This window comes from Umezawaea sp. Da 62-37, assembly GCF_032460545.1.
GTDB lineage: Bacteria > Actinomycetota > Actinomycetes > Mycobacteriales > Pseudonocardiaceae > Umezawaea.
Map to the genome: position 1 here is coordinate 6,510,982 of NZ_CP135965.1, position 25,829 is coordinate 6,536,810.

Consider the following 25,829-nt stretch of genomic DNA (forward strand, 5'->3'; position numbering starts at 1 on the left):
GCTGTCGGTGGGTGCTGCGACGATCGACCCATGGTCGAGCGCACACCGAAGGTGACGGACTGGCGGTTGGTGGTGCAGTCGCGGCTGGATCGGGTGAGGGCGGATCTTGCGGCGTTGGGGGCGCCTGATCCGCTTGATCCCGAGGGCACCGTGTGGCGGGAGACGGCTGTGCGGGAGGCGGCCGTGGTGGATGACATGTTGACGCGCAAGGAGTCGCGGTGGAAGGCCGTGGCGTCCTGGTGGTCGGGGTGGCACATCGAGCGGGCCTGGCGGTCGTTGCACGAGGCTGAGATCGCGACGGTGGCGGCGGAGAAGGGGTTCCTGGGGAGGATTCCAGGGCTGAAGGCGCGGGTGGCGGCGAATCTGCCTGATGACGATCCGCGTCGGAAAGCACTGGAGGAGTTGCGGCCGGGGGAGTTCACGCCGGCGATCGAGCGGGCGATCGTGGTGGACGCGTTGCGGGCGGCGTTCGACAACTCGGATTTCGCGCACGCGGGGTCGAGGGCGTTGCGGAACAAGCTGATCGCGGCTTCGGTCGTCTTGTTCTTGATCAACACGGTGCTGGGGGTCGTGGGGCTGGTGAAGCCCGGACTGCTGCCGATGTGCGTGAGTTCCGAGCGGCTGCCGTCGGTGTGCCCCGGTGGGAAGAACGCGTCGGCGGCGGACGTGTGGCTGGTGCAGCTGCTGGGGGCGTTCGGGGCGGTGTTGGCGGCGGTGGTGCTGTTGCTGCGTCGTCGTCCGAGCCTGTCGCCGTACGTGATGATCGGGTACCAGGCGATCATCAAGATCCTGCTCGGCTCCGCGCTGGCGGTGGTGGGCATCCTGGCGCTGGGCGCGGGCGTGACGACGGGGCTGATCGGGATCGCGTCGCAGGCCGCCCTCCTGCTCTGGGCGGTGATCCTGGGGTACTCGCAGCAGCTCGCGACGAGGCTGCTGGACAGCTACGCGGATCGGGTCATGGACCAGGCGCGGCCGATGCCCGCTACCGAGGCACCTCGGTAGTGGCGCGGAGGGTGTCGATGACGTTGTCGTCCCAGCGGTGGTTGCGGATGAGCCGGTAGCGCTCGCCCGCGACCCACATGTACGCCTCGGTCTCCGGGCGGGCGCCGACCATGTCGGCCTGCCGCAGCATCCGCACGACGGGCTCGTACTCCTCCGAGTACCAGCGCCGGGCGACGGTGGCGCGGTCCAGGAAGGCGCCCTCGTCCTGCATGAGGCGGAAGCCCCAGGCCTCGACGTGCTCGCCGAGCCGCGCGTACTCCCACGGGTCGGCGAGGACGATCGCGGCGCGGGCCTCGCCGGTGAGCGGGACGCGTTCCAGGAACAGGCGCCGGTAGTCCTTCACGATCAGGTCGCCGCGGTGGCGGATGCCGTGGGCGTTGATCCGGGTCAGGACCTCGGTGACGGTCGCGTCGATGACGTCCAGGCCCAAGGCGTGCGCGACGGACACGCGGTGGTGGCCGTCGACGACGAAGTGCAGGTCGCCCACCCGGTACACGTCGATCGGCGGCACGGACTCGCCGCGCCGCTGCGCGAGCGCCAGCCGCTGCCACCGCTGGCGCATCCGGGCGGAGGTGGGGCGGAACCGGCGGTCGAAATCGCGGGTGCGGTCGACGCTGCCGACGATCGAGTCGAGCCGGATGGTGTGCGCGCCGATCCGGCGTTCGCCCACCCAGCCCAGCGCCGCCACGACCTCGTCGAACGGCAGCATGATGTTCACGTCGTCGGGTTCGCGGCGCAGCCACGTCGACAGCCTCGACAGGACCTGCTGCCGCCGCATCCGGGTGAAGTCGTTCTCGGCGTCGGCGACGGGGAAGCCGGTGTCACGGGGCATTCCGGACCTCCGCGGTCGAGGGGACGTCCAGCACCTTGTACCCGACGACGTTCACCACCCGAGTGCCACCGAGGCGGCGGTCCGGTTTCGGCTCGCCGTGGGGGTGGATGTGGCCGTGCAGCATGAGCGGCGGCCGGAGCCGCTCCACGGTGGTGCGCAGGCAGGTGAACCCGCGGTGCGGGGCGTCCGGCTCGTCGCCGCAGTCGCGCGGCGGCGAGTGGGTGAGCAGCACGTCCACGCCGCGGCCGTCGCGCAGCCGCCGCCAGCCCGCCTGCCGCACCATCCGCCGGGCCCGCCGGGCCTGCTGGCGCTCGGTCCACTGGTTGGGGCCCTCGTTGTACCGGATCGACCCGCCGAGACCGGCGATCCGCAGCCCCGCGACGTCGACGACCCGCTGGTCGGCGTTCATCCCGCCCTCCGGCCCCGGCCACGTGGACGGGATGCCCGCCTTGGTCCACAGCCCGCGCACGTTGGCGTAGCCGGTCAGGTCGGTGTCGTGGTTGCCGGGCACGAACACGCACGGCCGGTCCAGCGCGGTCGACAGGTACTCCAGGTAGTCGAACGGCAGGTCGCCCGCGGCCACGATCAGGTCCACGTCGTGGTCGCGAACCTGGTCGGTCCAGAGCCGTTCGACCACTTCGTCCGCGACCGCGAGAACCTTCGGCATCCCGCGAGGGTAGTTCGGATCGGGTGGAACTGACCTGTCGTGGGCGGCGTCGGATCGGCTAGCTTGCAAGTTCGACATCTTGACGCCGGGGGAGACGGACGTGGTGGAAAGCGGAGGACTGTTCCAGGGTCTGTTCACATTCGTGACGCAGGCCGCGAAGCAATTCGCGGAGTCGCGCGCCAAGGGCCGGGAGGACGACCGGTACGTCGCGGGTGGCACCCACTGGGACGGGTTCAGCCACAAGAACCTGTTCAAGATGGTCTGGGAGAACGCCGACCCGGTCAACGTGGAACGGCTCGCCGACACGTGGACCCGCCAGGGCGACAGCATCGCGGACCGCTCCGACGAGCTCCAGCGCTCGCTCGACAAGCTCATGCAGTTCTGGTCCGGCGCCGCCGCCGACGAGGCGACCTCGACCGTCCGGCGCAACGTGGACTGGCTCGCCGAGCTGGGCGGCACCGCCAGCAAGATGGCAGGCCCGATCGACAACGCGGCGGGCGCCCTGCGTTCGGCCCAGCAGCAGATGCCCGCCCCGCCCGAGGGGTTCAGCTGGTCCTCGCTCGGCGGCGGCGCCGCGGCCGGGTTCGCGGTCGGCGGCCCGATCGGCGCGGGCATCGGCGCCATGATCGGCGGCATCGGCTCGATGTTCGGCGGGGCCAGCAAGAAGAAGAAGCTCAAGAAGCGCGCGGTGCAGACCATGGAGCGCTTCGAGAACGCGGCGATCGACGTGGACGGCACCACCCCGGCCTTCATGGGCCCCGCGAACGGCGGCGCGGGCGGCGATGGAGCCCTCCCGCCCGGCGGTGGCGGTGGCGTCGGCACGCTTCCGCCCGACCAGCGGCCGCTGCCCGGCAGCGGCGGCACCCTGCCTCCCGGCACCCTCCCCGACCCGACCGACGGCCGCGGCGTCACGGTGCCCAGCTTCGTCGGCGGCGGCCAGGACCCGAGGTGGTCCGCGTTGACCGGTGGTCCGGGCTCGGGCGGTCTCGGCGGCGGCGCGGGCAGTGGCGGTGCGGGCGGTCTCAACGGCTTCGGTGCCGGTGGAGCCAGGTCCGGTGCCGGTTTCGGTGCCGGTTTCGGCCCGTTCGGCGGCCCCGGCGGCCTGCTCGGCGCGCTGCCGCCCGGCCGTGGCGGCGGTGTCGGCGCGGGCGCGCGCGACATGCTGCGCAACGGCAACCGGTTCGGCGCGGCTGGCAAGTTCGGCGCGGCAGGCCGTCTCGGCGCCGGTGGCGGCGTGGGCATGGCCGGTGGTCCGATGGCGGGCCGCGGCGCAAACGGCGACGACGACCGCGAGTACGACCGGCGCTTCCCGTTGGAGGAAGACCTGTTCAGCAGTGACGAGAAAGCCGCTCCGCCGGTCATCGGCCTGTAGGGAAGGACGAACGTGTACACGCAGGAGTCGAGTTCCGCGGGCGGCTGGCAGGTCGAGCCCGACCAGGTCAAGGACTTCGCCGTGGCGGTCGCGGAGGTGCGCGGCCACTTCGAGGCCATGCGCCGCGACGCCGAGGAGCTGATGCACCCGGCCAACACCCCGCACATGGGTACCAGCCCGGTCGGGAGCGCGCTGTCGGACAAGTTCACCGACCGGCTCGCGGGCGCGGACGGGCTGCTCGACCAGCTCGGCGTCGCGCTGGACCGGATGGGCGAGTTCGTCACCAGCGCCGAGCAGACGGCCGCCCGCTACCGCGCCGACGACGCCGACTCCGCACACTCGCTGCGCACGACGTGACCCAGCTGCACCCCTACGAGGTCGACCTCCTCTGCACCTACGCGGAGGTCGAACCGCCGTTCCCGCTGGAGATCCCGTCCAGCGGCACGACCGACCTCGAACGCTCCGTCGTGTTCCAGGCTGCTTTGCAAACGCTCCAGGCCCGCGGTCTCGCGACCGAGGGCGGCCCGATCGGCGACGCCGAGGAGTTCGTCCGCCTGCTGCGCGACCGCACCGGCGCGCTCGACGTCGTGGTGGTCGGCGAGAAGGCGACCATCCGGGCCGTCGCCATGGTCGACGGCCGCAACGCCCTGCTGGCCGTGCAGCGCAGTGATGAGGAGGACGAGGTCGTCCGGCTGCGGTCGCTCAGCGTCGACCGCGCGGTCGACGCGCTGGTCCGGCTCATCCCCGACGTCGAGCAGGCCGGGTCCAGCCCGATCAGCGTGCCGCTGCGGGCGTTGCGCGCCGCCGAGGCCGAGATGAGCAGGCGCATCGAGGACGGCGGCTCGTTCCGCGAGGCCGAACTGCCCGACCTGCTCGAGCACAACGGCGTCGAGGACCGCGTGCTGCGCCGGATGCTCGCCCACCTGCAACCCGTGCTCGGCCAGGGCCAGCTCGGCGCCAGCAAGCCCAACGGGCTGCCGGGCGACGACCGCGAGGACGTCCGGTTCGGCGGCGAGCTGTCGTGGCTGGACACCCCGCGCGGGCGCTACAAGGTCTCCCAGGAGGGCGAGTGGGTCAGCGCGAACCCGTTGCCGCGCGAAGACGTTCGCGACGCTGTGCGCAGGCTGTTGGCGCCGTTGCGCCGGGAAGGGTGAAATAGCCCCTTCCGGCTCCCCGCGCCGGGCGGAACGGGTTAGCGTCAACGGGTGCTCGCCCAGCTCTTCACCGACGCGGCCGAGGCCTGCGGTGGATTCAGCCCCCTCACCGCGACCCTGCTGCTGAAGGCCGCCGACGACCTGTGCTCGGGTGGTGTCACCACCCGCGTCATGGCCGGGTACGAACGCGACCGCATGGGCACCGTGCCCGGCCTGCGGTTCACGGCCGCCCTGCACCGCCTGGTACTGGAGGGCCGCGCCCCCGGCCTCGCCAAGCACTACCCGTCGGTCGGCGGCTCCCCGCACCTCGAAACCCTGTGGGACGACGTCCTGCCGGTGCTGCACGAGCACACCGACGAGCTGCGCGGCCGGATCGGCGCGACCGTCGTGCAGACCAACGAACCGGGCCGCAGCGCCCCGCTGTTCGGCGGCCTCCAGGTCGCCGCGCAGCACGCCGCCGCCGTCGCGGGCAGACGGACCCCGTTCCCGGTGCGCCTGCTGGAGATCGGCGCCAGCGCGGGCCTCAACCTCCACCCGGACCGCATCGCCTACCGCGCGGCGGAAGACGAGGTCCACGGCGACCCGGACAGCCCGTTCACCCTCGACCCGCAGTGGACCGGCCGCCCGGAAGCCGACCTGACCCGACCGCTGCGGATCGTCGACCGCGAAGGCTGCGACCTCAACCCGGTCGACCTGTCCACCGAGGACGGGCGCCTCACCCTGTCGTCCTTCGTGTGGGCCGACCAACTCGACCGCTGGGACCGCCTCCAGTCCGCCCTGGAACTGGCCGCCCTCGACCCGGCCCCCGTGCAGCGGGCCACCGGCCCGAACTGGCTCGCGGAACGCCTTGCCACCCCCGTGCCCGACGTGTTGACCGTGGTCTGGCACTCGGTGGTGTGGCAGTACGTCTCACCCGCAGACAGGGCCGAGGGTCGCGCGATCCTGGCCGCCGCAGCCGCCCGCGCAACCCCCGAAGCCCCACTGGCCCTACTCGTCTACGAACCCCGCCGCACCCACACCGGCTACGAATTCCGCCTACTCCTGAAAACCTGGCCCGCCGGCGCCTCACTACGCCTGGGCAGCGGCGGCGGCCACGGCATCCCGTTCACCTGGGAACAACAAAGCTGGGACTGAACAAAACAAAAAGCCAAAGCCAAGCCCAACACCCCACACCCCACACCGGCGCAGCCGCCCCCTCGCATCCGGCGCGGAGCGCCCGCCCCTTACCGACGCGCAGCGAGGTGCCTTGCCGACGCGCAGCAAGGTGCTTTGTCAGGCGGAGCCTGATGCTGGCGTAGCCAGACCTACCCCTGCACCCGATACAAAGCCGCTCTAGACTCGACGTCTCTTGTCAAGGCATCTTTCCCGCCTTGACAAGAGACGTCGAGTCTAGAACACTCGGCGACCGGGTGCAGCCGTGTACAACCCCGCTGGGACTCAACCTCGCTCAACTCAAGGCTGCTGCGCGATGATCGTCGTGATCATCGTCAACCAAGCCATGAGAAAGGCGAGCACCCAAAAGCGGGGGTTCGAGAAGATTCGGGTCATGATCAAACATCCCGTCGGATCGGATGGTGACTGGAAGGACTACAGCCAGCGGTTCCGACGAAATATTCGATACAAGATCAAACAAGCCACGATCACCGCCGAGATCACCAGCGGATACCCGTACTTCCACTTCAACTCGGGCATGTTCTCGAAGTTCATCCCGTAGACGCCGACCACCATCGTCGGCACCGAGATGATCGCGACCCACGCGGAGATCTTCCGCATGTCCGAGTTCTGCTGGAGCGTGATCTTCGCCAGCGTCGCGTCCACCAGCGTCGTGAGCAGCTCGTCGAAGTTCGTGACCCGTTCCGACACCTCGATGAGGTGGTCGTCCACGTCCCGGAAGTACGACCGCACCTGCTCCGGGATCAGCGGCGTGTACCCCTCGGCCAAGCGCCGCAGCGGAACCGCGAGCGGCATCACCGCGCGGCGCAGTTCCAGCACTTCGCGCTTCATCAGGTAGATCTGGTCCGCGCTGACCCGGCTGCGCGGCGCGAAGACGATCGCCTCCATCTGGTCGATGTCGTCCTCGATGCGCTGCGTCACGTCCAGGTAGTTGTCCACCACGTGGTCGGAGATCGAGTACAGCACCGCGGCCGGGCCGACCCTCAGCTTCTCCGGGTCGTCCTCCAGCACCTGCCGCACGACGCCGAGCCCGGAGTGGTTGCCGTGTCGCACCGTGACGACGAAGTCGCGGCCGAGGAACACCATGATCTCGCCGCTCTCGACGATCTCGTTCGCGGTGTCCGGCGACGCGTTCTGCACGTACCGCACGGTCTTGAGGACCATGAACAGCGTGTTGTCGTAGCGCTCCAGCTTCGGCCGCTGGTGGGCGTGCACGGCGTCCTCGACGGCCAGCTCGTGCAGGCCGAAGGTCTCCGCGACGCCCTGGATCTGCTCCTCGTCCGGCTCGTGCAGGCCGATCCACACGAAGCCGTCACCGCGCTCGCGGACCTCGTTCACCGCGTCGGTGTGGGTCCAGCGACCGGGAAGGCGCTTGCCGTCGACGTAGACCGCGCAGTCGACCACGTACGCGGACAGCGGCACCGGGATGGGGATCGGCGTCGCCGTGAGGCGTCGGGGCGCGCGGCCCCGCAGGCCGCCAAGCGAAGGCAGGTTGCGCATTGGTCCTCCAGGTACACGTCGTGGAAGTGCTGACGACGCGCCGGAGCCTCACGGGGGTCTGCAGTGGGGACTCCGACACCGGAGCGTCCCGACCGGTACCGCAGGGCCGACCACTAGAGCCAGGGCTAGAGGTGGACCCAACCGGTGAGGACGCGGGTGGTACTCGCAGGATGGGGTTCGTTCTTCATGAGTTCGTCCTCACCTCCTCGGGTCGGCGGCCACGAGCGGTGGATTCGCTCACAGACCGGTTGCCGAGGGTACTCCCTTGGTGTTTCTACTGTCCTGCCGGTCATCCGGTTCTCGGATCACACCACTGGAGGCGTGCGGTGCAGTTCGGTCGCTACTACGAGGAGTTCGAGGTCGGCGCGGTCTACAAGCACTGGCCTGGCAAGACGGTGACGGAGTACGACGACCACCTGTTCTGCCTGCTCACGATGAACCACCACCCGCTGCACCTGGACGCGCACTTCGCGGGCGAGACCACGGAGTTCGGCAGGAACGTCGTCGTGGGCAACTACGTCTACTCGTTGCTGCTGGGCATGTCGGTTCCGGACGTTTCGGGCAAGGCGATCGCCAACCTGGAGGTCGAGTCGCTCCGGCACATCAAGCCGACCTTCCACGGCGACACCATCTACGGTGAGACCGAGGTGCTCGACAAGACCCCGTCGAAGTCCAAGGACGACCGGGGTGTGGTGTACGTCGAGACCCGCGGGTACAAGCAGGACGGCACGGTCGTCTGCGTGTTCCGGCGCAAGGTCATGGTGCCGAAGGTGTCCTACGGCGAGAGCCGTGGCGGCGAGCAGCCCGGTAGGCCCGAACCGAAGGAGTGACGTGACCTCTCTGGATCTGGTGCGGAGCAGCCTGCTGCGGTTCGCGGAGGTGGAGGCCGCCGGTGTCTCCCCGCTCTACGAGCACCTGGCGCTCAAGGCCGCCGACGATCCGGGGGTCGCGGGCCTGCTGACCGCCGCCGAGGAGGAGTCGGCCCACCCGGCCCTCCTCCTGGCGGCGGCGCACCGGCTGCTTCAGGCCGAACCGTTCCACGAGCTGTCGAACTACTACCCGTCGCTGGGCGGTACGTACGGCGCGGACGAGCGCACGTGGCCGCTGTTCCGCGACTTCGTGCTCCAGCGGTCGGACAAGATGCGCGCGCTGATCGCCGGCCGCACCACGCGGACCGACGAGGTCCGCCGGGCCGCGCTGCTGTTCCCGGCCGTCGCCGCCGTGGCCAAGCAGGCCGGGGCGCCGATCGGGCTGCTGGAGGCGGGCACCGGCGCCGGGCTGCTGCTCGGGCTCGACCTGTACGGCTACCGCTACCAGACCCAGCAGGCCGGCCAGCTCGTCAGCGGCCCGCCCAAGGCGCTGCTCGGGCTGCACTGCGCGCTGGAACTCGCGCCCGGCGCGGAACTGCCGAAGCTGCCCAAGACGGTCAAGGTCGCCGCGAAGGTCGGTCTGGACAGCGCGCCCGCGGACCTGACCGACGAGGACGCCTACGCGTGGCTGGAGGCCTGCATCTGGGCCGACCAGCCCGAGCGGCTGCGGTACTTCGGCGTCGCCGCCACCGTGCAGCGCAAGAAGCCGCCGGTGTTCGTCACCGGCGACCCCGTCGACGACCTGGCGAAGGCCGCGGCGCTCGTGCCCGGCGAGGTGCCGCTCGTGGTGATCACCAGCACGCTCATGTCGTCGCTCGCCGAGCCCCGCCGGACGGAGTTCACGGCCGCGCTCGGCGCGCTGGGGCGGCCGGTGTGGTGGGTGAGCCACGAGGCGTACGCCGCGGGCCTGGAGCACGTCCTGCCGGGCCGCGAGGACCTCCGGCCGGGTCCGGACGAGCCCGCGTTCGGCGTGCTCGGCACGGCCCACTGGGACGGCTCGGGCGCCGCGCCGACCGTCCGGGCGCTGGCGAAGACGGGCCTGCACGGCCAGCGTCTCGTCTGGCTGCCCTGAGGGCCGGGCGGGCGTTGGTGACGGCGTCCCGCATCGTGGAACGAGCCCGAACCCGATCGGGTGGGCTTGATCAGCTCCGCGGGAGCTGTCCCCACTCGTCAAGGGTGGTGTAGAGCCCTTCGACGAGCAGATCGGACACCCGAAGTGTGCTCAAGATCGCAACCGAGGTCCACCTGGCGTCCGACGCGTCGTCCCCCGCCCGGAGCACGCCCGATCGCACCTGGCAGAGGTAGTCGTGGATCTCGTACACGCGGCCTTCGGCCGGACGGGTGACTCTGCCGATCAGAGCCCCCGCGGTGACGGAGAGTCCCGTCTCCTCGAAGAGTTCCCTCGTCACGGCCTCGTGATCGGTTTCGCCCTGCTCTACTCGGCCACCGGGGATCGACCACAACCCCTCACCTGGGGGATTGACGCGTCGCACAAGCAGCAGTCGTCCTCCACGATCGAACACGATCCCGCCCACACAGCGGATCGCCGGTTGAACGCCCTCCGCTACTATCACGGAGAGTAATCATACCGGATCGGTGGTGCACCGCACTGACCCATGTGCGGTACAAATCCTCCAACGTGCCGCGGAGTGCGGTACAACGGTTTTCATCTGGCGCCAACAGGGTGCGGGTAGCGGACGGGGTTGATCATTGTGAATCTGAAGAAGATTCTCACCTTCGCAGGGGTCGGCTTGCTGCTGTTCTTCCTCATCGCGGAGCCGCAGCAAGCGGCCCAGCTGGTGCAGAACATCCTGGCCACGCTCCGGGGAGCAGCTGAGGCGCTCATCACCTTCGTGAAACAATTGTTCTGAGTCGCCCGGCTCCCTCCGACGGCGAGAGGCGGTAGGCCATGTTCGCTCCACGTGACCCCGACGAGTACCTGCTCGGTACCGAACGTCGGGTCATCAGGGTGCGCAGGCACTGGAGCAGCCTGATCTGGGACATCCTCGAAGCCGGTGCTCTGCTGGCCGGCGCGATGATGATCTCGTACCTGCTGCCGGACAACGCGGGCATCGTCCAGAACATCCTCTGGTACGCCGCGCTGCTCGTGCTGCTCAGGCTGGCCTACTTCGTCATGGAGTGGTGGGTCGAACGGATCGTGGTGACGGACAAGCGGTTCATGATCTCCTCCGGGGTCTTCGAGACCAAGGTGGCGATGATGCCGATCACCAAGGTCACCGACCTCACCTACGAGCGCACCGTGGTGGGCCGGATGTTCGGCTACGGCACGCTGGTCGTGGAGTCGGCGGGGCAGATCCAGGCGTTGAACAGGATCGAGTTCCTGCCGAACCCCGAGCAGGTGTACGACGCCATCTCGGAACTGACCTTCGGCGACAAGAAGGCGCAGGCCGACCGCTTCTCGATGATCAAGGCCCAACGGGTCGCGCGGGGCAAGAAGATGGTGCCGTAGGAACGGTGGTCGAGGCCGTCGGCCACACTGCACGGGTGCGCATCGACCTGCACGCCCACTCAAGTCAGTCCGACGGCACCGACTCGCCCGCGGAACTGGTGGCCGCCGCGGCGGCCACCGGCCTCGACGCGGTCGCGATCACCGACCACGACACGTCGGCGGGGTGGCAGGAGGCTGCCGCCGCGCTGCCGCCCGGCTTGCGGCTAGTCCGCGGCGCCGAGCTGTCGTGCGCGTCGACGGACGGCTTGGGCAGGCTCATCACCGTCCACATGCTCGCCTACCTCTACGACCCGACGTCGCAGGCCCTCGTCGAGGAGCAACTCAGGCTCCGCGCCGAACGCAGGCACCGCGTCCGCGTCATGGCGGTCCGCATGGTCGAGGACGGCTTCCCCATCGACCCCGACGAGTTGATGGCGGCCCTCCCCGACGACGCCCCCGCAGGCCGCCCCCACCTCGCCATGGCCCTGATGCGCGCCGGCGTCGTGGAAAGCGTCAACGAGGCCTTCGCCAAGTACCTCACCGGCGGCCGCTACTACGTCCCCAAAACCGACACGCCGGTCGAACGCGCCATCGAGATGATCACCGACGCAGGCGGCGTCACCGTGCTCGCACACCCCTTCGCCGTCTCCCGCGGCCCCATCGTCACCGACCAAGTGGTAGCCGACCTCGCCGCCAAGGGCCTCACCGGCGTAGAAGTCGACCACCCCGACCACGACCCCCCAACCCGCACCCGCCTCCGCTCCCTCGCCAACGACCTCAACCTCCTGGTCACCGGCTCCAGCGACTACCACGGCACCAACAAAACCGTCCGCCTGGGCGCGGAAACCACCGCCCCGGAAATGCTCGACGCCCTGGCAGACCGCGCCACCGGCAGCAAAATCCTCGTCGGCTAACCACCCACCCCGATGCGCAGCGAGGTGCTCGATCCGTCGCGGAGCGAGGGATAGCCGGGCACAGCCCGATACCCCGCCGCGGGCGCAGCCGCCCCCTCGCATCCGGCGCGGAGCGCCCTCCGCCCTACCGACGCGCAGCGAGGTGCCCTTGGTCAGGCGCAGCCTGATGCTGGCGGAGCCAGACTTCCCCCTGCCCCCGATACACAGCGCCCTCCTGTCACACCCCCGTTTGTCAAGGCATCTTTGCCGCCTTGACAAACGGGGGTGTGGCATTGAGACAATCGCGCGCCGGGGGCCGGGTTCCGCAGGGTGGGCACAACACAACCAGCAGCCAGCCCCAAGCGAGCACCCCCCCAAACACCCCCAACCCGACCAAACAGACACACCCTCCACCCCCTCAACCCACATACCTGTGAGTGCACTGTCGGTGTCCTTGCGTAGCCTGGGCCGGGTGCAGGAGCAGCTCGGGTTCGACTTCGGCGCGATGCCGCGCAAACTCGTCCGGGTGACACCGTCGAAACTGGCGAACTGGGCCGATTGCCCACGCCGGTATCGAATGGCGTACCTAGACCGGCCGAGTCCACCCCGTGGTGGCGCATGGGCGCACAACACCCTGGGCGCCGTCGTGCACAACGCCCTGAAGGCCCTCTTCGACTTGCCCGCCGACAAGCGGTCCCCGGACCAGGCGGTGGCGCTCGTGCACCGCCAGTGGAAGAACGACGGTTTCCGCGACGCCGAGCAGGCCGCCGTCTACCGGGAGCGCGCCGACAACTGGGTCCACGACTACGTCGCCGAGATCGACACCACGATCGAACCGGTGGGCATCGAGCGCTGGGTGTCCACGCCGACGTCGAAGATCGTCGCCGAGGGCCGGGTCGACCGCATCGACCTGCGCGACGGCGAGCTGGTCATCGTCGACTACAAGACCGGCAGGCACGGGTTGACCGTCGACGATGCCCGCGGTTCGCAGGCGTTGGCCCTGTACGCGCTCGCCGCTCGCCGAACCCTCCGCAAGCCGTGCACGCGGGTCGAGCTGCACCACCTGCCGACCGGCACGGTGTCGGTCTGGGACCACACGGACGAAAGCCTCGGCAGGCACGTGACCAGGGCTGAGGAGGCCGCGGACGAGATGGGCCTCGCGGCCGACACCCTGGCCGCGGGCGGCGACCCGGAAATCCTGTTCCCGCCCCGCACCGGCAGGCAGTGCACCTGGTGCGACTTCCGCCGCAGCTGCCCCGAGGGGCAGCAGGCCGCACCCTCCCTCGACCCGTGGGCCATGCTCGCGCCGTAAGGAGCACCATGAGCGATCCGATCACGGTTGAACTGCCCACGCCCGCCCCGATGCCCAAGCGCGAACCGCTGGTGGCCCGGATGTGGCGCGGCATCAGCGGCGCTTTCGCCGTCGGCATGGTGATGCTGGCGATCGCGCTCGTGGTGGTCCAGCTCTACGCCAGGGGCCGCGATCTGCCGGGGCCCGGCTGGGACGTGGTGATGGGGCACTGGGGGGCGGCGGTCGTCGCGATCGTCGGGCAGGTGCTCGCCGACCGCAGGCGCGGCTGGCTGTCCGCGCTGCTCTCGCTGGCCGTGCTCGTGGTGGGCTTCGGGGTGCTGTGGATCTACTGGTGGGCCTGAGCGAGGGACTCGCGGTGCCTGAGTGTTCGACTCAAGGTGCCTGAGTGTTCGACACGGGGTGTCTGGGGGTTCGACTCGCGGGTTAGGAGGTCAGCCAGGCGCGCCAGGTTGGTAGGAGGGTGGTGAGCAGGGCGTCCGGGGTTTCGGTGTTGGGTGAGTGCGCCGCGCCTGCCAGGACGGCGAAGTCGGCGTCCAGCCGTTCCGCCATGTCCCGCTGTCCGGCGGGGGACCAGGCGTCGTCCGCCTCGCCGCACACGACCAGGCACGGCACCTGGGCGGTGCGCAGGGTGCGGGCGAGCTTCGCGACCAGGTCGGGTTCCACCCGGATCGCCGTCCCCATCCCGAGCAGGCTCGACGGCGTGGACCGCAGGAACCGGTCGCGCAGCAGGTCGCGCAGCCGATCGGGCAGCACCGGCCAGTTCGGGTTGGCCAGCGCCCGCTGCTCGACCACCTGGTGCGCCGCCTCGATGCCGTGTTCCCGCATCAACGCCTCACCCTGGTCCAGCGCGGTGCGCCGCTCGCCGATCGGCAGCTCTCCCGGCCCCGACGACATCAGCGTGAGACCGGCGACCGGGGCGCCGGCGAACACCGCTCCGCGCGCCACCAGGCCGCCGAACGAGTGCCCCAGCAGCAGGACGCGCCGCCCCTCGGCGGACAGCTTGGCCACCAGTTCGGCCAGCGCCTCGCCCAGCACGGCGGGCCGGTAGTCCGACTCGGCGATCGGACCGGCCGACTCGTACTGGCCCGGCAGGTCGATGGCGACGACCTCGAGGCCGGAGTCGGACAGCGGGTCGATGAGCGGGGCGAAGTCCTCTTTGGAACCGGTGAAGCCGGGTACCAGCAGCGCGGTCGCACCCAGGTCCGTGCCCGCCGCGGGCGCGCGGAGCGCGGCTACGGCGCCGTAGCGGCCCGGCAGGTCGATCCGGTCGGCGCGGTGGGGGCTGATCTGCGAGTACACGCCTCGCAGTCTGCCCCACCGCACCCGGTCGGGTCTTCCGTCGTCCCCTGAAGTGTGACCCCTACCGCAGGGCCACGAGCTCCGAGCCGCGCTGTTCGAGGACCACCGGGCCGATCGTGCTGGACTGGATGGACCCCTGGTACCCCTGCCGGTTCACCGGGATCGTGCCGATCTGCGCGCCGGTGACCTGGTCGAGCACCCGCAGGCCGTCCTTGACCGGGATCAGGACCTGGCCCGCGAGGGTGCTGCCGGAACCGATGGTGTCCAGCGCCGTCCACTTCGGACTCAGGTCCTCCAGGGACAGGGCGATCGTGCGGGAACCGGTGTACCAGTAGATGTTCGCGGTGCTGGTCGTGATCGGCACGACGCCGTTCGGCGGGTCGCCCGCGAGGTCGGACTCCGGGATGTCCAACGGGTAGTCGGCGATCAGGCCGCCGGTGTCCGCGTCGAACACGCTGAGCTTCGCCGGGCTGCCGGGCACGACGGCCGCGACCCGGTTCGACGTGACGGCCACGACGCGGGCGTTCTTGGCGCCGAGCACGACGCTGCTGATGACCTGGGGGGTGTCGGCCGGGTCCGGGTTGGGCTTCAGGATCGTGAGGCGGTCGGCCGGATCGTCGTGGTAGCAGCGTTCGAGCACCGCGACCTTGCCGGTGGTGACCGCGAACGAGCCGTAGTCGCACCCGGTGCGCGGCTGCTTGTTGGGGTTCACGATCGCGCGCAGCTGCCCGTACTCCATGGACCGCACGAGGTCGTCCTTGCGGTAGGCCTCGATGAACTTCTTGCCCGTCGTCACCACGTGCGAGCCCTCGCTCAGCAGCCTGGTGCCGAGTTCGGCGTCGCCGTTGCGCTGCGGGCCGCGCGCGCCGGTGACCGGGTCGAGCGAGGTGAGCTCCGAGCAGCCGGTGCCCTTGCTGTACGCCACCAGCGCCTTGTCCCACGCCGCCGTGATCGTGCACAGCGGCCGGTCGCGGCTGTAGCGCCAGCGGACCTCGCCGCTCAGCGGGTCGCGGCCGACGACCTCGCCGCCGTCACCGGTCACCACGACCGAGCCGAGCCACACCGGCGAGGGGGTGCCGCCGCTGGGCGCGCGCCACACCTCGGCGAGCGACGGCGGCAGGGTGGTGACCTGCGGCAGTTCCGGCGCCGGGGCCGACGTGGTCTGCGACGTGGTCGCGCGGGCGTCCGAGAACACCCACACGAGCAGCGCCGCCACCAGCGCGACGACCACCAGCAGCGCGACCGCGATGAAGTCGCCCCGCGTGCGGAACGACCGGGTCGGCACGTGCGGAGGCGGGTCCTCGGAGTCCGCCTCCGGTGGCGCGAGCACGTCCTCCGGGGGCGGTTCGTGCCCGTTGACCCGCGGAGTTCCGTGCCCGTTCGCCTCGGGAGCCAGGAGTGCGGAATCCTCGACCTGCTCCGACTGTCCCACTACCTGGCTCCCGATCGTTCGTTCGTGCACCGCTCGCGTCAGGTGTCAGTCTGCCGAGGAAACGGTGTCGCTCGCAGCCGCCTCCGCGTTTCCGCCCGACTCGCCGCCCGGACGCCGACGCCTGCGCCGCCTCGCGGGACGCTCGCCAGCCTCGCCCTGAGCGCCCTCGGCCGTGGCCTCGGGAGCCTGACCTGCGATTTCGCCCGCCACGGGTGCGCCGCCGCGGCTGCGCCGCCTGCGCGGACGACGGGTGCCGTCCTCCTCGCCCGGTTCGGGGGTCTTCGTCGCGGGCGTGCTCGACGACGCGGGCTGCTGCTGCTCCGCGCCCGACGACGTGCCGCCGCGGGCGGTGCGGCTGCGGGCGCGCTTGCGCGGGCCGCCCTTCTTGTCGCCCTTGAGGTCTTCCTCGGGCTCGGAGTCCAGGCCGGTGCGGGTCCGCTGACCCAGCGGCAGCCTGCCCGTGGAACTCGTCGGGATGTCGAGGTCCGTGAACAGGTGGTCGGACGTGGAGTACGTCTCGACCGGCTCCGGCTTGCCCAGGTTCAGCGCGTCGCTGATGCCCTTCCAGCGCGGCTCCTCGTCCCAGTCGACGAACGTGACCGCGACACCGGTGCGCCCGGCGCGGCCCGTGCGGCCGATGCGGTGGACGTAGGTCTTCTCGTCCTCGGGGCACTGGTAGTTGACCACGTGCGTCACGCCCGCGACGTCGATGCCCCGCGCCGCGACGTCGGTGGCGACCAGCACGTCCACCTTGCCCGCGCGGAACGCGCGCAGCGCCTGCTCACGGGCACCCTGGCCGAGGTCGCCGTGCACCGCCGCGGCCGCGAAGCCGCGCTCGGCGAGGTCGTCGGAGATCTTCTGCGCGGTCCGCTTGGTGCGCGTGAAGATCATCGACAGGCCGCGGTCCTTGGCCTGGAGCAGCCGCGCCAGCAGTTCCACCTTGTCGAGCGCGTGCGCCCGGTAGACGAACTGCTCGGTGCGCTCGTGGATCGCGCTGGCGTCGTTCTCCTCGGCCCGGATGTGCGTGGGCTGGTTCAGGAACGTGCGCGCGAGCGTGATGATCGGGCCCGGCATGGTCGCCGAGAACAGCATCGTCTGCCGCTCGTCCGGGACCATGCGCAGGACGCGCTCGATGTCGGGCAGGAAGCCCAGGTCGAGCATCTCGTCCGCCTCGTCCAGGACGAGGTTGCGGATCTTGCCCAGCACCAGGTGGCGCTGCTCGGCGAGGTCCAGCAGGCGGCCGGGCGTGCCCACGACCACGTCGACGCCCTTGCGGAGCGCGGCGATCTGCGGCTCGTACGGGCGGCCGCCGTAGATGGCCAGCACGTTGATGTCGAGGTACTTCGCGGCCTCGGTGAGGTCGCGGGTCACCTGGAGGCACAGCTCGCGCGTGGGCACCACGACGAGCGCCTGCGGCGTCCCGTCGCCGGGGGAGACGATGCGCTGCAGCAGCGGGATGCCGAAGCCCAGGGTCTTGCCGGTGCCCGTGCGGGCCTGGCCGATCACGTCGTCGCCCGCGAGGGCGAGCGGCAGCGTCAGCTCCTGGATCGCGAACGTGCGCTCGATGCCCGCCTCGCCGAGGGCGCGCACGATCTCCTCGCGCACACCCAGCTCGGCGAAGGTCGGGGCGGTGTTCTCGACGGGTGCGTTGGCCATCAGCGGCAGGGAGGTGTCCTCGTCGGGGACACCCGCCTCGCTGTGCTCCAGTGCCACCGGGTCGAGATTGGTCAGGTCGTCATCGCTAGCGGTCAGGGTGATCGCCTCTCTCATACCAGCGCGCACGGGCCCTGGACGGGCCTCTCGACCGCTCCACCGCCAACGGGCCGGATCGGGAGTGGCCGGGCGGGGAGCGGGAGGGCCTGCGAGGTTTGTGCGCGCACCCTCACGTGGCGGCACCATGCCGCCGTGATCTGCAACCGCGGCTCCGTCACTGCCGCGAGCCCGTCGGCGGGAATGCCGACCTGGGCCGCGCAGCGTCGACCGCCGGGCGTCGAAGAGCGAGTCTACCCGCCAGGTACGCCGATCGGGGTTTCTCGCGGAGTTCGAGCGTGGACCGAGACCTGCGGGTCCTCTCGCCCGAGCGGCCCGCCCACTAGGCTCGGGACCATGAGCGAGGCGGAGCCGACCCCCGTGGTCGAGGGCCAGGAGATCGAGGAAGGTGTCGTCGACCTGCTCGGCGCGCTGGCGTACGGCGAGCTGTCGGCGTTCGACCGGTTGGCGGAAGATGCCCGTACAGCACCGACTCTGGCGGGCCGGGCCGACCTCTCGGCGATGGCCGCGGCCGAGATCGGGCACTACTCGCAGCTCGAGCGCTACCTCGCCGACCGCGGCGTCGTGATCGAGGACGTCATGCGGCCGTTCGTCGCGGGCTTCGACAACTTCCACTCCTCCACAGCGCCCCGGTCGTGGCACGAGTCACTGGTCAAGGCCTACGTGGGCGACGGTCTGGCGGCCGATTTCTACCGCGAGATCGCCGAATGGCTCGACGCAGGCACCAAGGACCTCGTGCTCGCCGTGCTGGCCGACACGGGCCACTCCGCGTTCGCCGAGCGCGAAGTCCTGGCGGCCTGCAAAGCCGATCCCAAATTGCGCGACCGGCTCACGTTGTGGGGTCGCAGGCTCCTCGGCGAGGCATTGACGCAGGCCCAGTACGTGGTGGCCGAACGCGACGGACTCGCCGAACTCATCATCCGCGGCTCCGGCGACCTCGCGGGCATCGCGGGCCTCTTCCGACGGCTCCAGCAGAGCCACACGCGGCGCATGGGCAACCTCGGGCTCGGCTAGGGTTGAGATCGGTAATCGTCGACGGGTCAGCAGGTGGGACCGGTCGAGCGTCGGAGTCTTTTGTGCACGGAGGTCAGCGTGGAGGTCAGGGTCGGCATCGCGGACAGCCCGCGGGAGCTCGTCGTGTCCAGCGGTCTCACCCCTGACGAGGTTGAGTCGCTGGTAGCCGTCGCGTTCAAGGAGCAGAGCGGCCAGCTCGTGCTGGTGGACCAGAAGGGCGCCCGCTTCGTGGTGCCCACGACGCGCATCTCCTACGTCGAGATCGGGCCGAGCGACTCGCGTCGCGTCGGGTTCGCTTCGGGCGACTAGGTTCGGGCGATTAGGCACGTCCTGCCCCTGTGGGTGGGGGCGGAAGCAGGAAAGGGACCACCCGGTGGGGTGGTCCCTTTGCTTTTTTGGGGGTTTGGGGGTGGGGGGTGGTGGGGCTTGGTTGTGGGGTGCGTTCCTGGGTGCGTGGTGGGTTTACCGCTTGGCGTAGCCCGGCCCCCGTGGCGCGATTGTCTCAATGCCACACCCCTGTTTGTCAAGGCGGGAAAGACGCCTTGACAAACAGGGGTGTGGCAGGAGGGCGCTGTGTATCGGGGGCAGGGGGAGGTCTGGCTTCGCCGTGACTTGGGGCATCAGGCTCCGCCTGACTCGGGTATCGGCTGTGCAGACCAGGCATCAGGCTGCGCCTGACAGGGCACCTCGCTGCGCGTCGGTAGGGCGTTGGGCGCTCTGCGCCGGATGCGGGTGAGCGGCTGCGCCGACGGGGTATCAGGCTGCGCCTGACTCGGGTACCTCGCTGCGCGTCGGTAAGACGGCGGGCGCTCCGCGCCGGATGTGGGGGAGCGGCTGCGCCGTCGGGGTATCGGGTTCCGCCTGGTTAGGTATCGGGCTGTGTCCGACCTGTCTGGCGCTCCGCAACCGGACTGCATCCGATGCTCCGCATCGGCATCCATCGCTCTGTGATGGACTCGCGCATCGACTTGGCGTCTGGGCGAGGCATTGCTCACTCCGCGTCGGACTTGGCGTCCGAGCTGCGCCGGACCGGGTATTCATCGCTTCGCGATGGGATATCGGCTTTGCTGGCCAAGTGTCCAAACTGCGCCGGTCCAGGGGCTAGCCCTGGGTGTGCAGCTGCCTGCCGAAAATTGTCAGACCCCCTGAGTACGGTCTGGAATCGGGGGGTCCTCACAACCGGGGGACCCCTGGTCGCGCGTTCGGTGTGGACTCAGCCCACCTGGAACGGTGGGGTGCTGATTCCGTCCACCCGGTATCGCCGCCAGGGATCTGGGTCCGTCAGTGTTCCCCTGGCTTCGCCGGTTGGTGTCCGCAACAGGGCGGCGCGTGCGCCGGCCTCGACCAAAGCGGACACCTGGTCGTTCGCGGCGACCCGTCCGTACCAGTGGTAACGCCCGTCGATCGGTTGGAAGAACCCGCGCAACTCGACCTCCACGGGCACGGTTTCGGTGTCGAAGACGAGTTCGGCCGTGCCGGTGTAGCCCTCTTCGTCGTCGCTCACGCTTCCTCCGTGTTGATCAGCCGCAGGGCGGGTTCGGTGAACAGGCCGCCGGGTAGCGGTTGGTCGGGGTTGACGTGGACGTCCGCGGAGCGGAGCAGGCCGTCGATGGCGTGCCAGATGATGGTGGCGAGGTATTCGCTGAGGCTTTGCCTGCTCATCGACTGGCGGTCCAGCCACCAGTCGCCTGCGTTCTGCACCATGCCGACGAGGGCGTGGGCCCAGGGTTCGGCGCCGCCGGAGTCCATGTCGAACGCGCGCAGGTAGTCGCCGAGGATGCGGGCCAGGGTCGCGGCGATGAGGGCTTTGTCCTCGTTGACGACGTCCTGTTCGACGGGGCGGTCGGTGAAGGAGCCGCGGACGACGAAGCGGTAGAGGTTGGGGTTCTCCTCGATGACGCGGAGGTAGGCGTCGACGATGCCGCGGATGCGGTCGCGGATCGGGCCGTCCTGCTCGATCGCCGGACCGAGGCGGTCCATGAGCATGTCGGTGCCGCGTCTGCCGACGGCCAGGTACAGGTCGGACTTGTCGGCGAAGTGGCGGTACAGCACCGGCTTGCTGACGCCGGCCTCCAGTGCGATCTCGTCCATGCCGACGTCGGGGCCGTGCTTGGCCACCGCCCTGATCGTCGCCTCCACGAACTCGGCGCGCCTGGCCTCCCGGTGTCCCTTCCACCGTTCACGGCGTGCGTCCGAACCACCCTTGACAGTGCGAGCCATGTGACGCACGCTACCAGAAGTAACCGTTACCTCAAGTAACACTTAGTCCACGGGGAGGACCTGATGACGAGGCCCTTGAAGGTCGCTGGTCGGGAGAAGACGGCCGAACGGCTGCTCAACTCCTCGGCGGACAGGTTCTACGACCCCGAGGTGGACATCGACTGGAAGGCGCCGCTGGTCGACGGCCTGCGGTTCACGCCGGAGCACCGCTGCTCGCTCTACGGCACCGCGCTGTGGGACCGGATGAGCGAGGACCAGCGGATCGAGTTGAGCAGGCACGAGATCGCGAGCATCGCCAGCGTCGGCCTGTGGTTCGAGATCCTCCTGATGCAGATGCTGCTCAAGGAGGTCTACCGCTCCGACCCGACGACCAAGCACGTCCAGTACGCGCTGACCGAGATCGCCGACGAGTGCAGGCACTCCACGATGTTCGCCCGCATGGTCGAGCGCATCGGCTGCCCGCCTTATGGACCGCCGGTCCACGTCCACCGCCTCGGCAGGCTGCTCCCGACGATCGGCTACGGCCCCGCGCTGTACGGGTCGATCCTGGTCGCCGAGGAGGTCCTGGACCGGTTGCAGCGCGAGTCGATGGTCGACGACTCGGTCCAGCCGCTGATCCGCATGGTCAACCGCATCCACGTGCTGGAGGAAGCCCGCCACGTGCGGTTCGCGCGCGAGGAGGTCGTGCGCGGCATGGAGTCGATCTCCAAGGCCGAACTGCCCTACCAGCGGTGGCTGCTCGCGACCGTCGCCATGTTCATCACCCGCAGCATCGTCAACCCCGAGGTGTACGCGGCCGTCGGTCTCGACGCCGCCGAAGCGCACCGCGCCGCCCTGGCGAACCCCGCTTGGCAGGAGACGATCCGGTGGTCCGGCGAGCGGATCATGAAGTTCCTCGGCGAGACGGGACTGGTGGGGAGGCCCGGAATGCGGGCGTGGCACCGTTCGTTCCTGATCGCGTGAGGACGTCCGACGGGACCCTGCTGCACGTCGTGGACACCGGGCCGGTGGACGCGCCGGTGACGGTGGTGCTGCTGCACGGCTGGACGTTGGACTCGACGTCGTGGGATCGGGTCGCCGCCGCGCTGCCTGGGCGGGTGGTGCGGTACGACCACCGGGGGCACGGGCGGTCGGGCAACGCGGGTGCGCGGACGATCGACCGGTTGGCCGATGACCTGGCCGAGGTGATCGCGTCGGTGGTGCCGAGCGGGCGGATCGTGCTGGCCGGGCATTCCATGGGCGGGATGACGATCATGGCGTTGGCGGAGCGGCATCCGGAGGTGTTGGCGCGGGTCGCGGGGGTGGCTTTCGTGGCGACGTCGTGCGGGGGGCTGCCGCCGGTGAGGGCTGTGGAGAGGGTGTTGGGGAGGGTGGTGGGGCGGCGGGCGTTGCTCGGGTTCGCGCGGGTGATGCCTGTGGGGTTGCGGTTCATGCTGTTCGGGAGGCGGGCGGCGTGGGGGGATGTGGTGGCGAGTTCGGGGATGGTGGCGCGGTGTTCGGGGGCGGCGTTTGTGGATTTTCGGTATGAGTTGGGGGTGCATGATCGCCGGAAAGCCTTGGTGGAACTGGCTTCCGTGCCATCGGTGGTGATGGCGGGTGGGGCGGATCTGTTGACGCCGGTGCGGCATTCGCGGGTGATCGCGGAGGAACTGCCGGGGGCGGAGCTGGTCGTCTTCCCCGGCGCCGGGCACATGCTGCCGGTGGAACGGGCCGGGGAAGTGGCCGACCGCGTCAGCCGCCTGATGTGAGTCCGACCAGGTGGAGTCCTGGTCGTCCTGCCCGTCGCGGAGCGGAGGAACTGCCGGGGTTCTGCTTCGCCAAGGCGACCCACCACCCGCGGACATCCGGCACACGGGAACACCGGACAGCGCCCGCCTAGTGCTGCAACGGGAACCCGCCGCCGATGCCCCGCCAGGCGAGGTTCGAGATCAGCGTGACCGCCTCGTCCTTCGGCACCTTCCGGTCGTCTGCCAGCCAGGCGCGGGCGGTGACCTGGCTCAGACCGACCAGTCCTGTTGCCAGTAGGCGGGCTCGGTCCTCGTCGAGGCCTGCGTCCGCTGTGATGGTGTCGGTGATGGCGTCCACGCTGTCGGTGGTGGCGCGTTCGATCGCCTGGGCCACCGCGGGTTCGCCGCGCAGGTCTGATTCGAAGACCATGCGGAAGGCCTGGCCTTCGCCGTCGACGAAGTCGTAGAAGGCGGCTACGGCGGCGTGGACGCGCTGCTTGTTGTCCGAACTGGACTGGATGGCGCCGCGCACGCCGGCGACCAGTTCGTCCACATGGGAGTCGAGCAGGGCCATGTACAGCTCAAGCTTGCCGGGGAAGTGCTGGTACAGAACGGGTTTGCTGACGCCCGCGCGTTCGGCGATCTCGTCCATCGCCGCGGCGTGGTAGCCGTTGGTCACGAACACGTCCTGCGCCGCGGCCAGGAGCTGTGCCCGGCGGGCGGTGCGCGGTAGCCGCACTCCGCGTCCGGCCGGGGTGCTCTGGTGCCCAACCGCAGTCTGGGCCGTCTCCGTCATGGTGCCTCCAGCCAGGTCATCGCGCGGAGCCGACAAGGGGTCTGCCTCGTCCGTCCGGGGGCAACCTTACTCGCTGGTAGCACCCTTTCGTGAAGAGCGCGTCGGCCGATCTCGTCCGGCGGGCCGTTGACCAGGCATCCTGGAGTCATGACCGACATCCTGGAGGCGGTCCGGCCCGCGCTGACGCACGTGCCGCTGTCCGCCACACCGCTGCCCCCGCTCGACTGGAACGTGCGCCCCTTGCCCGGCGAGCACGTCCGGATCGGCAAGCACGTGCTGCACGTGCGGCACACGCCGGGCAACACCGCCGTGACCGCCGTTTACATCCACGGACTCGGCGGGTCGTCGACGAACTGGACCGATCTGTCCACGCAGCTCGCGGGTCAGGCGGACGGGTACGCGCCGGACCTGCCGGGGTTCGGGCGGTCGGAACCGGTGGCGGGCTACGGCTTCAGCATGGTGGAGCACGCCCGCACGGTCATCGCCTACCTCGAGCACCTCGACCGCGGCCCGGTGCACCTGGTGGGCAACTCGATGGGCGGCACGGTCGCGCTGATCGTGGCGGCGGTCCGGCCCGACCTGGTGCGCACGCTGGCGCTCGTGTCGCCCGCCGTTCCGGACCTGCGGCCAAGTTTTCGCAGGGTGTCGGACCCGCGGCTGCCGTTCACGGTGCTGCCGTTCGTCGGGAAGAGCTTCCAGCGCAGGCTGGACGCGCTCGGCGACCGCGTGCGCACCGAGCAGATCATGCGGCTCTGCTTCGCGGACCCGACCTCCGTGCCCGAGCACCGGGTCGTGGAGAGCATGGAGGAGGCCGCCGAACTCGGCCGCCAGCCGTGGACGAACCTCGCGCTCAACGGCAGCACCCTGTCGCTGTTCCGCACCTGGATCGCCTCCGGCGGCAGGTCGATGTGGCGGCTCGCCCCGCTGGTCGAAGCCCCGTCGCTGGTCGTGTGGGGCGCGGAGGACCGGCTGATCAGCGTGCGCAAGGCGCCGCGGATCGCCAGGCTGCTGCCGCGCGGACGCCTCCTGGTGCTGCCGAAGACCGGTCACGTGGCCCAGATGGAGCGCCCCGTGTCGGTGGCGCGGGGTGTGCTCGGCATGTGGGAAGCGGTCGGGAGGCAGGAGTGGTGACGGTGTGCCTGCCCCCGCATCGGGGATGTGGGACCCTGACGCGGTGAACCGGACGACAGAGGAAGGCCGTGGCGGTTCCGGCCGCCGCCATCCGTCCGCGAACGTTCGGCCGTCCGCCGCGCAACCGTCGGAGGAGCGCTACCGGCGCGGTGCGCGCCGGACCTCCGCCGAACCGCTGGCCGCCTCGTGGGAACCGGACCCGACCGAGGTCGAGGAGTACCGGCCGCGCAGGCGCCGCACGGGTGTCGCGGGCCTGGTGTCGAACTACGGCTGGCGGATCTACGCGGTCCCGGTGCTGCTGGTGCTGACCCTGCTGGTCGTGCTGGACAGCACGGTGCCCGCGTCGTTCCAGATCGGCGCGACCGGCAGCGGCGACAGTTCCGGCTCGGGCGCGGAGCCGCGTGCCGACCAAACGTCCACGAACCTCTCCAAGCCGCCCGCCGCGTCCGAGACGCCGCCGCCGCCGCTGGACCTGAACATCCCCACCGCGGAACTGCCCGACGGCCCCAAGTTCTCCGAGAACGGCGCGGGCACCTGGCAGGTCATCCCCGGCACGTCGGAGCCCGTCGGCCAGGGGCAGGTCTACACGTACGCCATCGCCATCGAGGACGGCGTCGAGGGCGGCGACTACGGCGGCGACAAGGACGCGTTCGCGCGGACCGTCCAGTCCTTCCTGTCGGACAACCGCAGCTGGGTCGGCACCGGCGAGGTGAGCGTGCAGCGCGTGGACGGCAACACCAAGGCCGACTTCGTGATCAGCCTCACCACGACCAACACCACGCACCGGATCTGCGGTTTCCAGATCCAGTACGAGTCGTCCTGCTGGGACCCGCCGACCGGTCGCGTCGTCATCAACACCGCCCGCTGGCTGCGCGGCGCGAAGGCGTTCAGCAACGACATCTCGTCCTACCGGCAGTACGCCATAAACCACGAGGTGGGCCACGCGCTCGGCCACGGCCACGAGGCGTGCAAGGAGAACGGGGCGCCCGCGCCGGTGATGATGCAGCAGACGTTCGGCGTCTCCAACGACTACGTCGCGCAGCTCAACGAGGTCGACGCGAGCAACAAGGGCGTCGTGCCGGCCGACGGCAAGACGTGCACGACGAACGCCTTCCCCGTGGCGCCCCGGTAGGTCCGGCCCGGTGGCAGGCCCGACCGAGTAGATGCGTCCACCGGTTGGGACGACTTCCCACGCGGGAAGACGAGCAGGCAGTCTG

At 70.3% G+C, this 25,829-nt stretch carries 28 protein-coding genes; 18 read left to right on the plus strand and 10 right to left on the minus strand.

Annotated elements, in window-relative coordinates; all coding sequences use genetic code 11:
• Positions 1–30: 30 nt before the first annotated feature.
• Positions 31–1,002: a hypothetical protein gene (locus RM788_RS30130; RefSeq protein WP_315921324.1), complete on the plus strand. Its 972-nt coding sequence runs from the start codon at positions 31–33 to the stop codon at positions 1,000–1,002.
• Here RM788_RS30130 and RM788_RS30135 read toward each other — a convergent pair.
• Both RM788_RS30135 and RM788_RS30140 read right to left on the minus strand, forming a co-directional pair.
• On the minus strand, positions 983–1,834 hold the full coding sequence (locus tag RM788_RS30135; protein ID WP_315921326.1) for a chromosome partitioning protein ParB: 852 nt from the start codon (positions 1,832–1,834) through the stop codon (positions 983–985). The genes RM788_RS30130 and RM788_RS30135 overlap by 20 nt on opposite strands.
• On the minus strand, positions 1,824–2,501 hold the full coding sequence (locus tag RM788_RS30140; protein WP_315921328.1) for a metallophosphoesterase family protein: 678 nt from the start codon (positions 2,499–2,501) through the stop codon (positions 1,824–1,826). The genes RM788_RS30135 and RM788_RS30140 overlap by 11 nt, the downstream gene beginning before the upstream one ends.
• Before the next feature lie 100 nt (positions 2,502–2,601).
• Here RM788_RS30140 and RM788_RS30145 point away from each other — a divergent pair, with 100 nt between their 5' ends.
• From RM788_RS30145 to RM788_RS30160, 4 genes are read left to right on the plus strand one after another with little or no spacing between them, the layout of a single operon-like run.
• Positions 2,602–3,873 (plus strand): WXG100 family type VII secretion target, encoded by a 1,272-nt coding sequence (locus tag RM788_RS30145; RefSeq protein ID WP_315921330.1) that lies wholly within the window; start codon positions 2,602–2,604, stop codon positions 3,871–3,873.
• A gap of 12 nt (positions 3,874–3,885) precedes the next feature.
• Positions 3,886–4,230, plus strand: coding sequence for a hypothetical protein (locus RM788_RS30150; RefSeq protein WP_315921332.1), 345 nt, complete (start codon positions 3,886–3,888; stop codon positions 4,228–4,230).
• Positions 4,227–5,027, plus strand: a complete 801-nt coding sequence (locus tag RM788_RS30155; RefSeq protein ID WP_315921334.1) for an ESX secretion-associated protein EspG — start codon at positions 4,227–4,229, stop codon at positions 5,025–5,027. Before RM788_RS30150 ends, RM788_RS30155 begins: the two co-directional genes overlap by 4 nt.
• Before the next feature lie 51 nt (positions 5,028–5,078).
• Positions 5,079–6,161 carry a DUF2332 domain-containing protein gene (locus RM788_RS30160; protein WP_315921336.1) on the plus strand — a complete coding sequence of 361 codons (1,083 nt, stop codon included), beginning with the start codon at positions 5,079–5,081 and terminating at the stop codon, positions 6,159–6,161.
• A gap of 453 nt (positions 6,162–6,614) precedes the next feature.
• Here RM788_RS30160 and corA read toward each other — a convergent pair whose 3' ends face one another.
• Positions 6,615–7,700, minus strand: a complete 1,086-nt coding sequence (gene corA, locus RM788_RS30165) for a magnesium/cobalt transporter CorA (protein WP_315921338.1) — start codon at positions 7,698–7,700, stop codon at positions 6,615–6,617.
• A 326-nt stretch (positions 7,701–8,026) separates the two neighbouring features.
• On the opposite strand from corA, the gene RM788_RS30170 reads away from it, so the two are divergent.
• Both RM788_RS30170 and RM788_RS30175 read left to right on the plus strand, forming a co-directional pair.
• Positions 8,027–8,530, plus strand: coding sequence for a MaoC family dehydratase (locus RM788_RS30170; RefSeq protein WP_315921340.1), 504 nt, complete (start codon positions 8,027–8,029; stop codon positions 8,528–8,530).
• A 1-nt stretch (position 8,531) separates the two neighbouring features.
• Positions 8,532–9,641: a DUF2332 domain-containing protein gene (locus tag RM788_RS30175; protein ID WP_315921342.1), complete on the plus strand. Its 1,110-nt coding sequence runs from the start codon at positions 8,532–8,534 to the stop codon at positions 9,639–9,641.
• 70 nt (positions 9,642–9,711) lie between these two features.
• Here RM788_RS30175 and RM788_RS30180 read toward each other — a convergent pair whose 3' ends face one another.
• Positions 9,712–10,140: an NUDIX hydrolase gene (locus tag RM788_RS30180; RefSeq protein WP_315934804.1), complete on the minus strand. Its 429-nt coding sequence runs from the start codon at positions 10,138–10,140 to the stop codon at positions 9,712–9,714.
• 141 nt (positions 10,141–10,281) lie between these two features.
• Between RM788_RS30180 and RM788_RS30185 the strand changes: the two genes are divergently transcribed.
• The 5 genes from RM788_RS30185 (at position 10,282) to RM788_RS30205 (ending at position 13,564) form a co-directional block, all read left to right on the plus strand.
• Positions 10,282–10,440, plus strand: coding sequence for a hypothetical protein (locus RM788_RS30185; protein ID WP_170155688.1), 159 nt, complete (start codon positions 10,282–10,284; stop codon positions 10,438–10,440).
• A gap of 38 nt (positions 10,441–10,478) precedes the next feature.
• Entirely contained in the window at positions 10,479–11,039 is a 561-nt protein-coding gene (locus tag RM788_RS30190; RefSeq protein WP_315921344.1) for a PH domain-containing protein, read from the plus strand.
• A gap of 35 nt (positions 11,040–11,074) precedes the next feature.
• Positions 11,075–11,932: a PHP domain-containing protein gene (locus tag RM788_RS30195; protein ID WP_315921346.1), complete on the plus strand. Its 858-nt coding sequence runs from the start codon at positions 11,075–11,077 to the stop codon at positions 11,930–11,932.
• 451 nt (positions 11,933–12,383) lie between these two features.
• The gene (locus tag RM788_RS30200) at positions 12,384–13,223 is read left to right on the plus strand and encodes a RecB family exonuclease (protein WP_315921348.1); all 840 of its coding nucleotides are present in this window, start codon (positions 12,384–12,386) and stop codon (positions 13,221–13,223) included.
• An 8-nt stretch (positions 13,224–13,231) separates the two neighbouring features.
• Positions 13,232–13,564 carry a hypothetical protein gene (locus RM788_RS30205; protein WP_315921350.1) on the plus strand — a complete coding sequence of 111 codons (333 nt, stop codon included), beginning with the start codon at positions 13,232–13,234 and terminating at the stop codon, positions 13,562–13,564.
• A gap of 82 nt (positions 13,565–13,646) precedes the next feature.
• Here the strand turns inward: RM788_RS30205 and RM788_RS30210 are convergent, their stop codons facing one another.
• The 3 genes from RM788_RS30210 to RM788_RS30220 form a co-directional block, all read right to left on the minus strand.
• Positions 13,647–14,522: an alpha/beta fold hydrolase gene (locus RM788_RS30210; protein ID WP_315921352.1), complete on the minus strand. Its 876-nt coding sequence runs from the start codon at positions 14,520–14,522 to the stop codon at positions 13,647–13,649.
• 61 nt (positions 14,523–14,583) lie between these two features.
• The gene (locus tag RM788_RS30215) at positions 14,584–15,954 is read right to left on the minus strand and encodes an Rv3212 family protein (protein WP_315921354.1); all 1,371 of its coding nucleotides are present in this window, start codon (positions 15,952–15,954) and stop codon (positions 14,584–14,586) included.
• A 45-nt stretch (positions 15,955–15,999) separates the two neighbouring features.
• On the minus strand, positions 16,000–17,724 hold the full coding sequence (locus RM788_RS30220) for a DEAD/DEAH box helicase (protein WP_315921356.1): 1,725 nt from the start codon (positions 17,722–17,724) through the stop codon (positions 16,000–16,002).
• A 336-nt stretch (positions 17,725–18,060) separates the two neighbouring features.
• Here RM788_RS30220 and RM788_RS30225 point away from each other — a divergent pair, with 336 nt between their 5' ends.
• Both RM788_RS30225 and RM788_RS30230 read left to right on the plus strand, forming a co-directional pair.
• Positions 18,061–18,738, plus strand: a complete 678-nt coding sequence (locus RM788_RS30225; protein WP_315921358.1) for a ferritin-like fold-containing protein — start codon at positions 18,061–18,063, stop codon at positions 18,736–18,738.
• 78 nt (positions 18,739–18,816) lie between these two features.
• Positions 18,817–19,047: a DUF3107 domain-containing protein gene (locus RM788_RS30230; RefSeq protein ID WP_315921360.1), complete on the plus strand. Its 231-nt coding sequence runs from the start codon at positions 18,817–18,819 to the stop codon at positions 19,045–19,047.
• 904 nt (positions 19,048–19,951) lie between these two features.
• Here the strand turns inward: RM788_RS30230 and RM788_RS30235 are convergent.
• Together RM788_RS30235 and RM788_RS30240 are read right to left on the minus strand one after the other, a co-directional pair.
• Positions 19,952–20,242: a DUF4873 domain-containing protein gene (locus RM788_RS30235; protein WP_315921362.1), complete on the minus strand. Its 291-nt coding sequence runs from the start codon at positions 20,240–20,242 to the stop codon at positions 19,952–19,954.
• Complete coding sequence (locus RM788_RS30240) at positions 20,239–20,958, minus strand: TetR/AcrR family transcriptional regulator (protein WP_315921364.1); 720 nt, start codon at positions 20,956–20,958, stop codon at positions 20,239–20,241. Before RM788_RS30240 ends, RM788_RS30235 begins: the two co-directional genes overlap by 4 nt.
• A gap of 63 nt (positions 20,959–21,021) precedes the next feature.
• Here RM788_RS30240 and RM788_RS30245 point away from each other — a divergent pair, with 63 nt between their 5' ends.
• Complete coding sequence (locus RM788_RS30245) at positions 21,022–21,921, plus strand: AurF N-oxygenase family protein (RefSeq protein ID WP_315921366.1); 900 nt, start codon at positions 21,022–21,024, stop codon at positions 21,919–21,921.
• On the plus strand, positions 21,918–22,706 hold the full coding sequence (locus RM788_RS30250; RefSeq protein WP_315921367.1) for an alpha/beta fold hydrolase: 789 nt from the start codon (positions 21,918–21,920) through the stop codon (positions 22,704–22,706). Before RM788_RS30245 ends, RM788_RS30250 begins: the two co-directional genes overlap by 4 nt.
• Before the next feature lie 127 nt (positions 22,707–22,833).
• Here the strand turns inward: RM788_RS30250 and RM788_RS30255 are convergent, their stop codons facing one another.
• Complete coding sequence (locus tag RM788_RS30255; RefSeq protein WP_315921369.1) at positions 22,834–23,481, minus strand: TetR/AcrR family transcriptional regulator; 648 nt, start codon at positions 23,479–23,481, stop codon at positions 22,834–22,836.
• A 147-nt stretch (positions 23,482–23,628) separates the two neighbouring features.
• Between RM788_RS30255 and RM788_RS30260 the strand changes: the two genes are divergently transcribed.
• Positions 23,629–24,612, plus strand: a complete 984-nt coding sequence (locus tag RM788_RS30260; protein ID WP_315921371.1) for an alpha/beta fold hydrolase — start codon at positions 23,629–23,631, stop codon at positions 24,610–24,612.
• A 43-nt stretch (positions 24,613–24,655) separates the two neighbouring features.
• Complete coding sequence (locus tag RM788_RS30265; RefSeq protein WP_315921373.1) at positions 24,656–25,744, plus strand: DUF3152 domain-containing protein; 1,089 nt, start codon at positions 24,656–24,658, stop codon at positions 25,742–25,744.
• The last annotated feature ends 85 nt before the right edge of the window (positions 25,745–25,829 follow it).

Excerpts from the sequence above, each read along its gene's own strand:
- RM788_RS30130 (WP_315921324.1), top strand. The coding sequence starts at position 31 with ATGGTCGAGCGCACACCGAAGGTGACGGACTGGCGGTTGGTGGTGCAG.
- RM788_RS30135 (WP_315921326.1), bottom strand. The coding sequence starts at position 1,834 with ATGCCCCGTGACACCGGCTTCCCCGTCGCCGACGCCGAGAACGACTTC.
- RM788_RS30140 (WP_315921328.1), bottom strand. The coding sequence starts at position 2,501 with ATGCCGAAGGTTCTCGCGGTCGCGGACGAAGTGGTCGAACGGCTCTGG.
- corA (WP_315921338.1), bottom strand. The coding sequence starts at position 7,700 with ATGCGCAACCTGCCTTCGCTTGGCGGCCTGCGGGGCCGCGCGCCCCGA.
- RM788_RS30190 (WP_315921344.1), top strand. The coding sequence starts at position 10,479 with ATGTTCGCTCCACGTGACCCCGACGAGTACCTGCTCGGTACCGAACGT.
- RM788_RS30205 (WP_315921350.1), top strand. The coding sequence starts at position 13,232 with ATGAGCGATCCGATCACGGTTGAACTGCCCACGCCCGCCCCGATGCCC.
- RM788_RS30220 (WP_315921356.1), bottom strand. The coding sequence starts at position 17,724 with ATGAGAGAGGCGATCACCCTGACCGCTAGCGATGACGACCTGACCAAT.
- RM788_RS30225 (WP_315921358.1), top strand. The coding sequence starts at position 18,061 with ATGAGCGAGGCGGAGCCGACCCCCGTGGTCGAGGGCCAGGAGATCGAG.
- RM788_RS30240 (WP_315921364.1), bottom strand. The coding sequence starts at position 20,958 with ATGGCTCGCACTGTCAAGGGTGGTTCGGACGCACGCCGTGAACGGTGG.
- RM788_RS30245 (WP_315921366.1), top strand. The coding sequence starts at position 21,022 with ATGACGAGGCCCTTGAAGGTCGCTGGTCGGGAGAAGACGGCCGAACGG.
- RM788_RS30255 (WP_315921369.1), bottom strand. The coding sequence starts at position 23,481 with ATGACGGAGACGGCCCAGACTGCGGTTGGGCACCAGAGCACCCCGGCC.
- RM788_RS30260 (WP_315921371.1), top strand. The coding sequence starts at position 23,629 with ATGACCGACATCCTGGAGGCGGTCCGGCCCGCGCTGACGCACGTGCCG.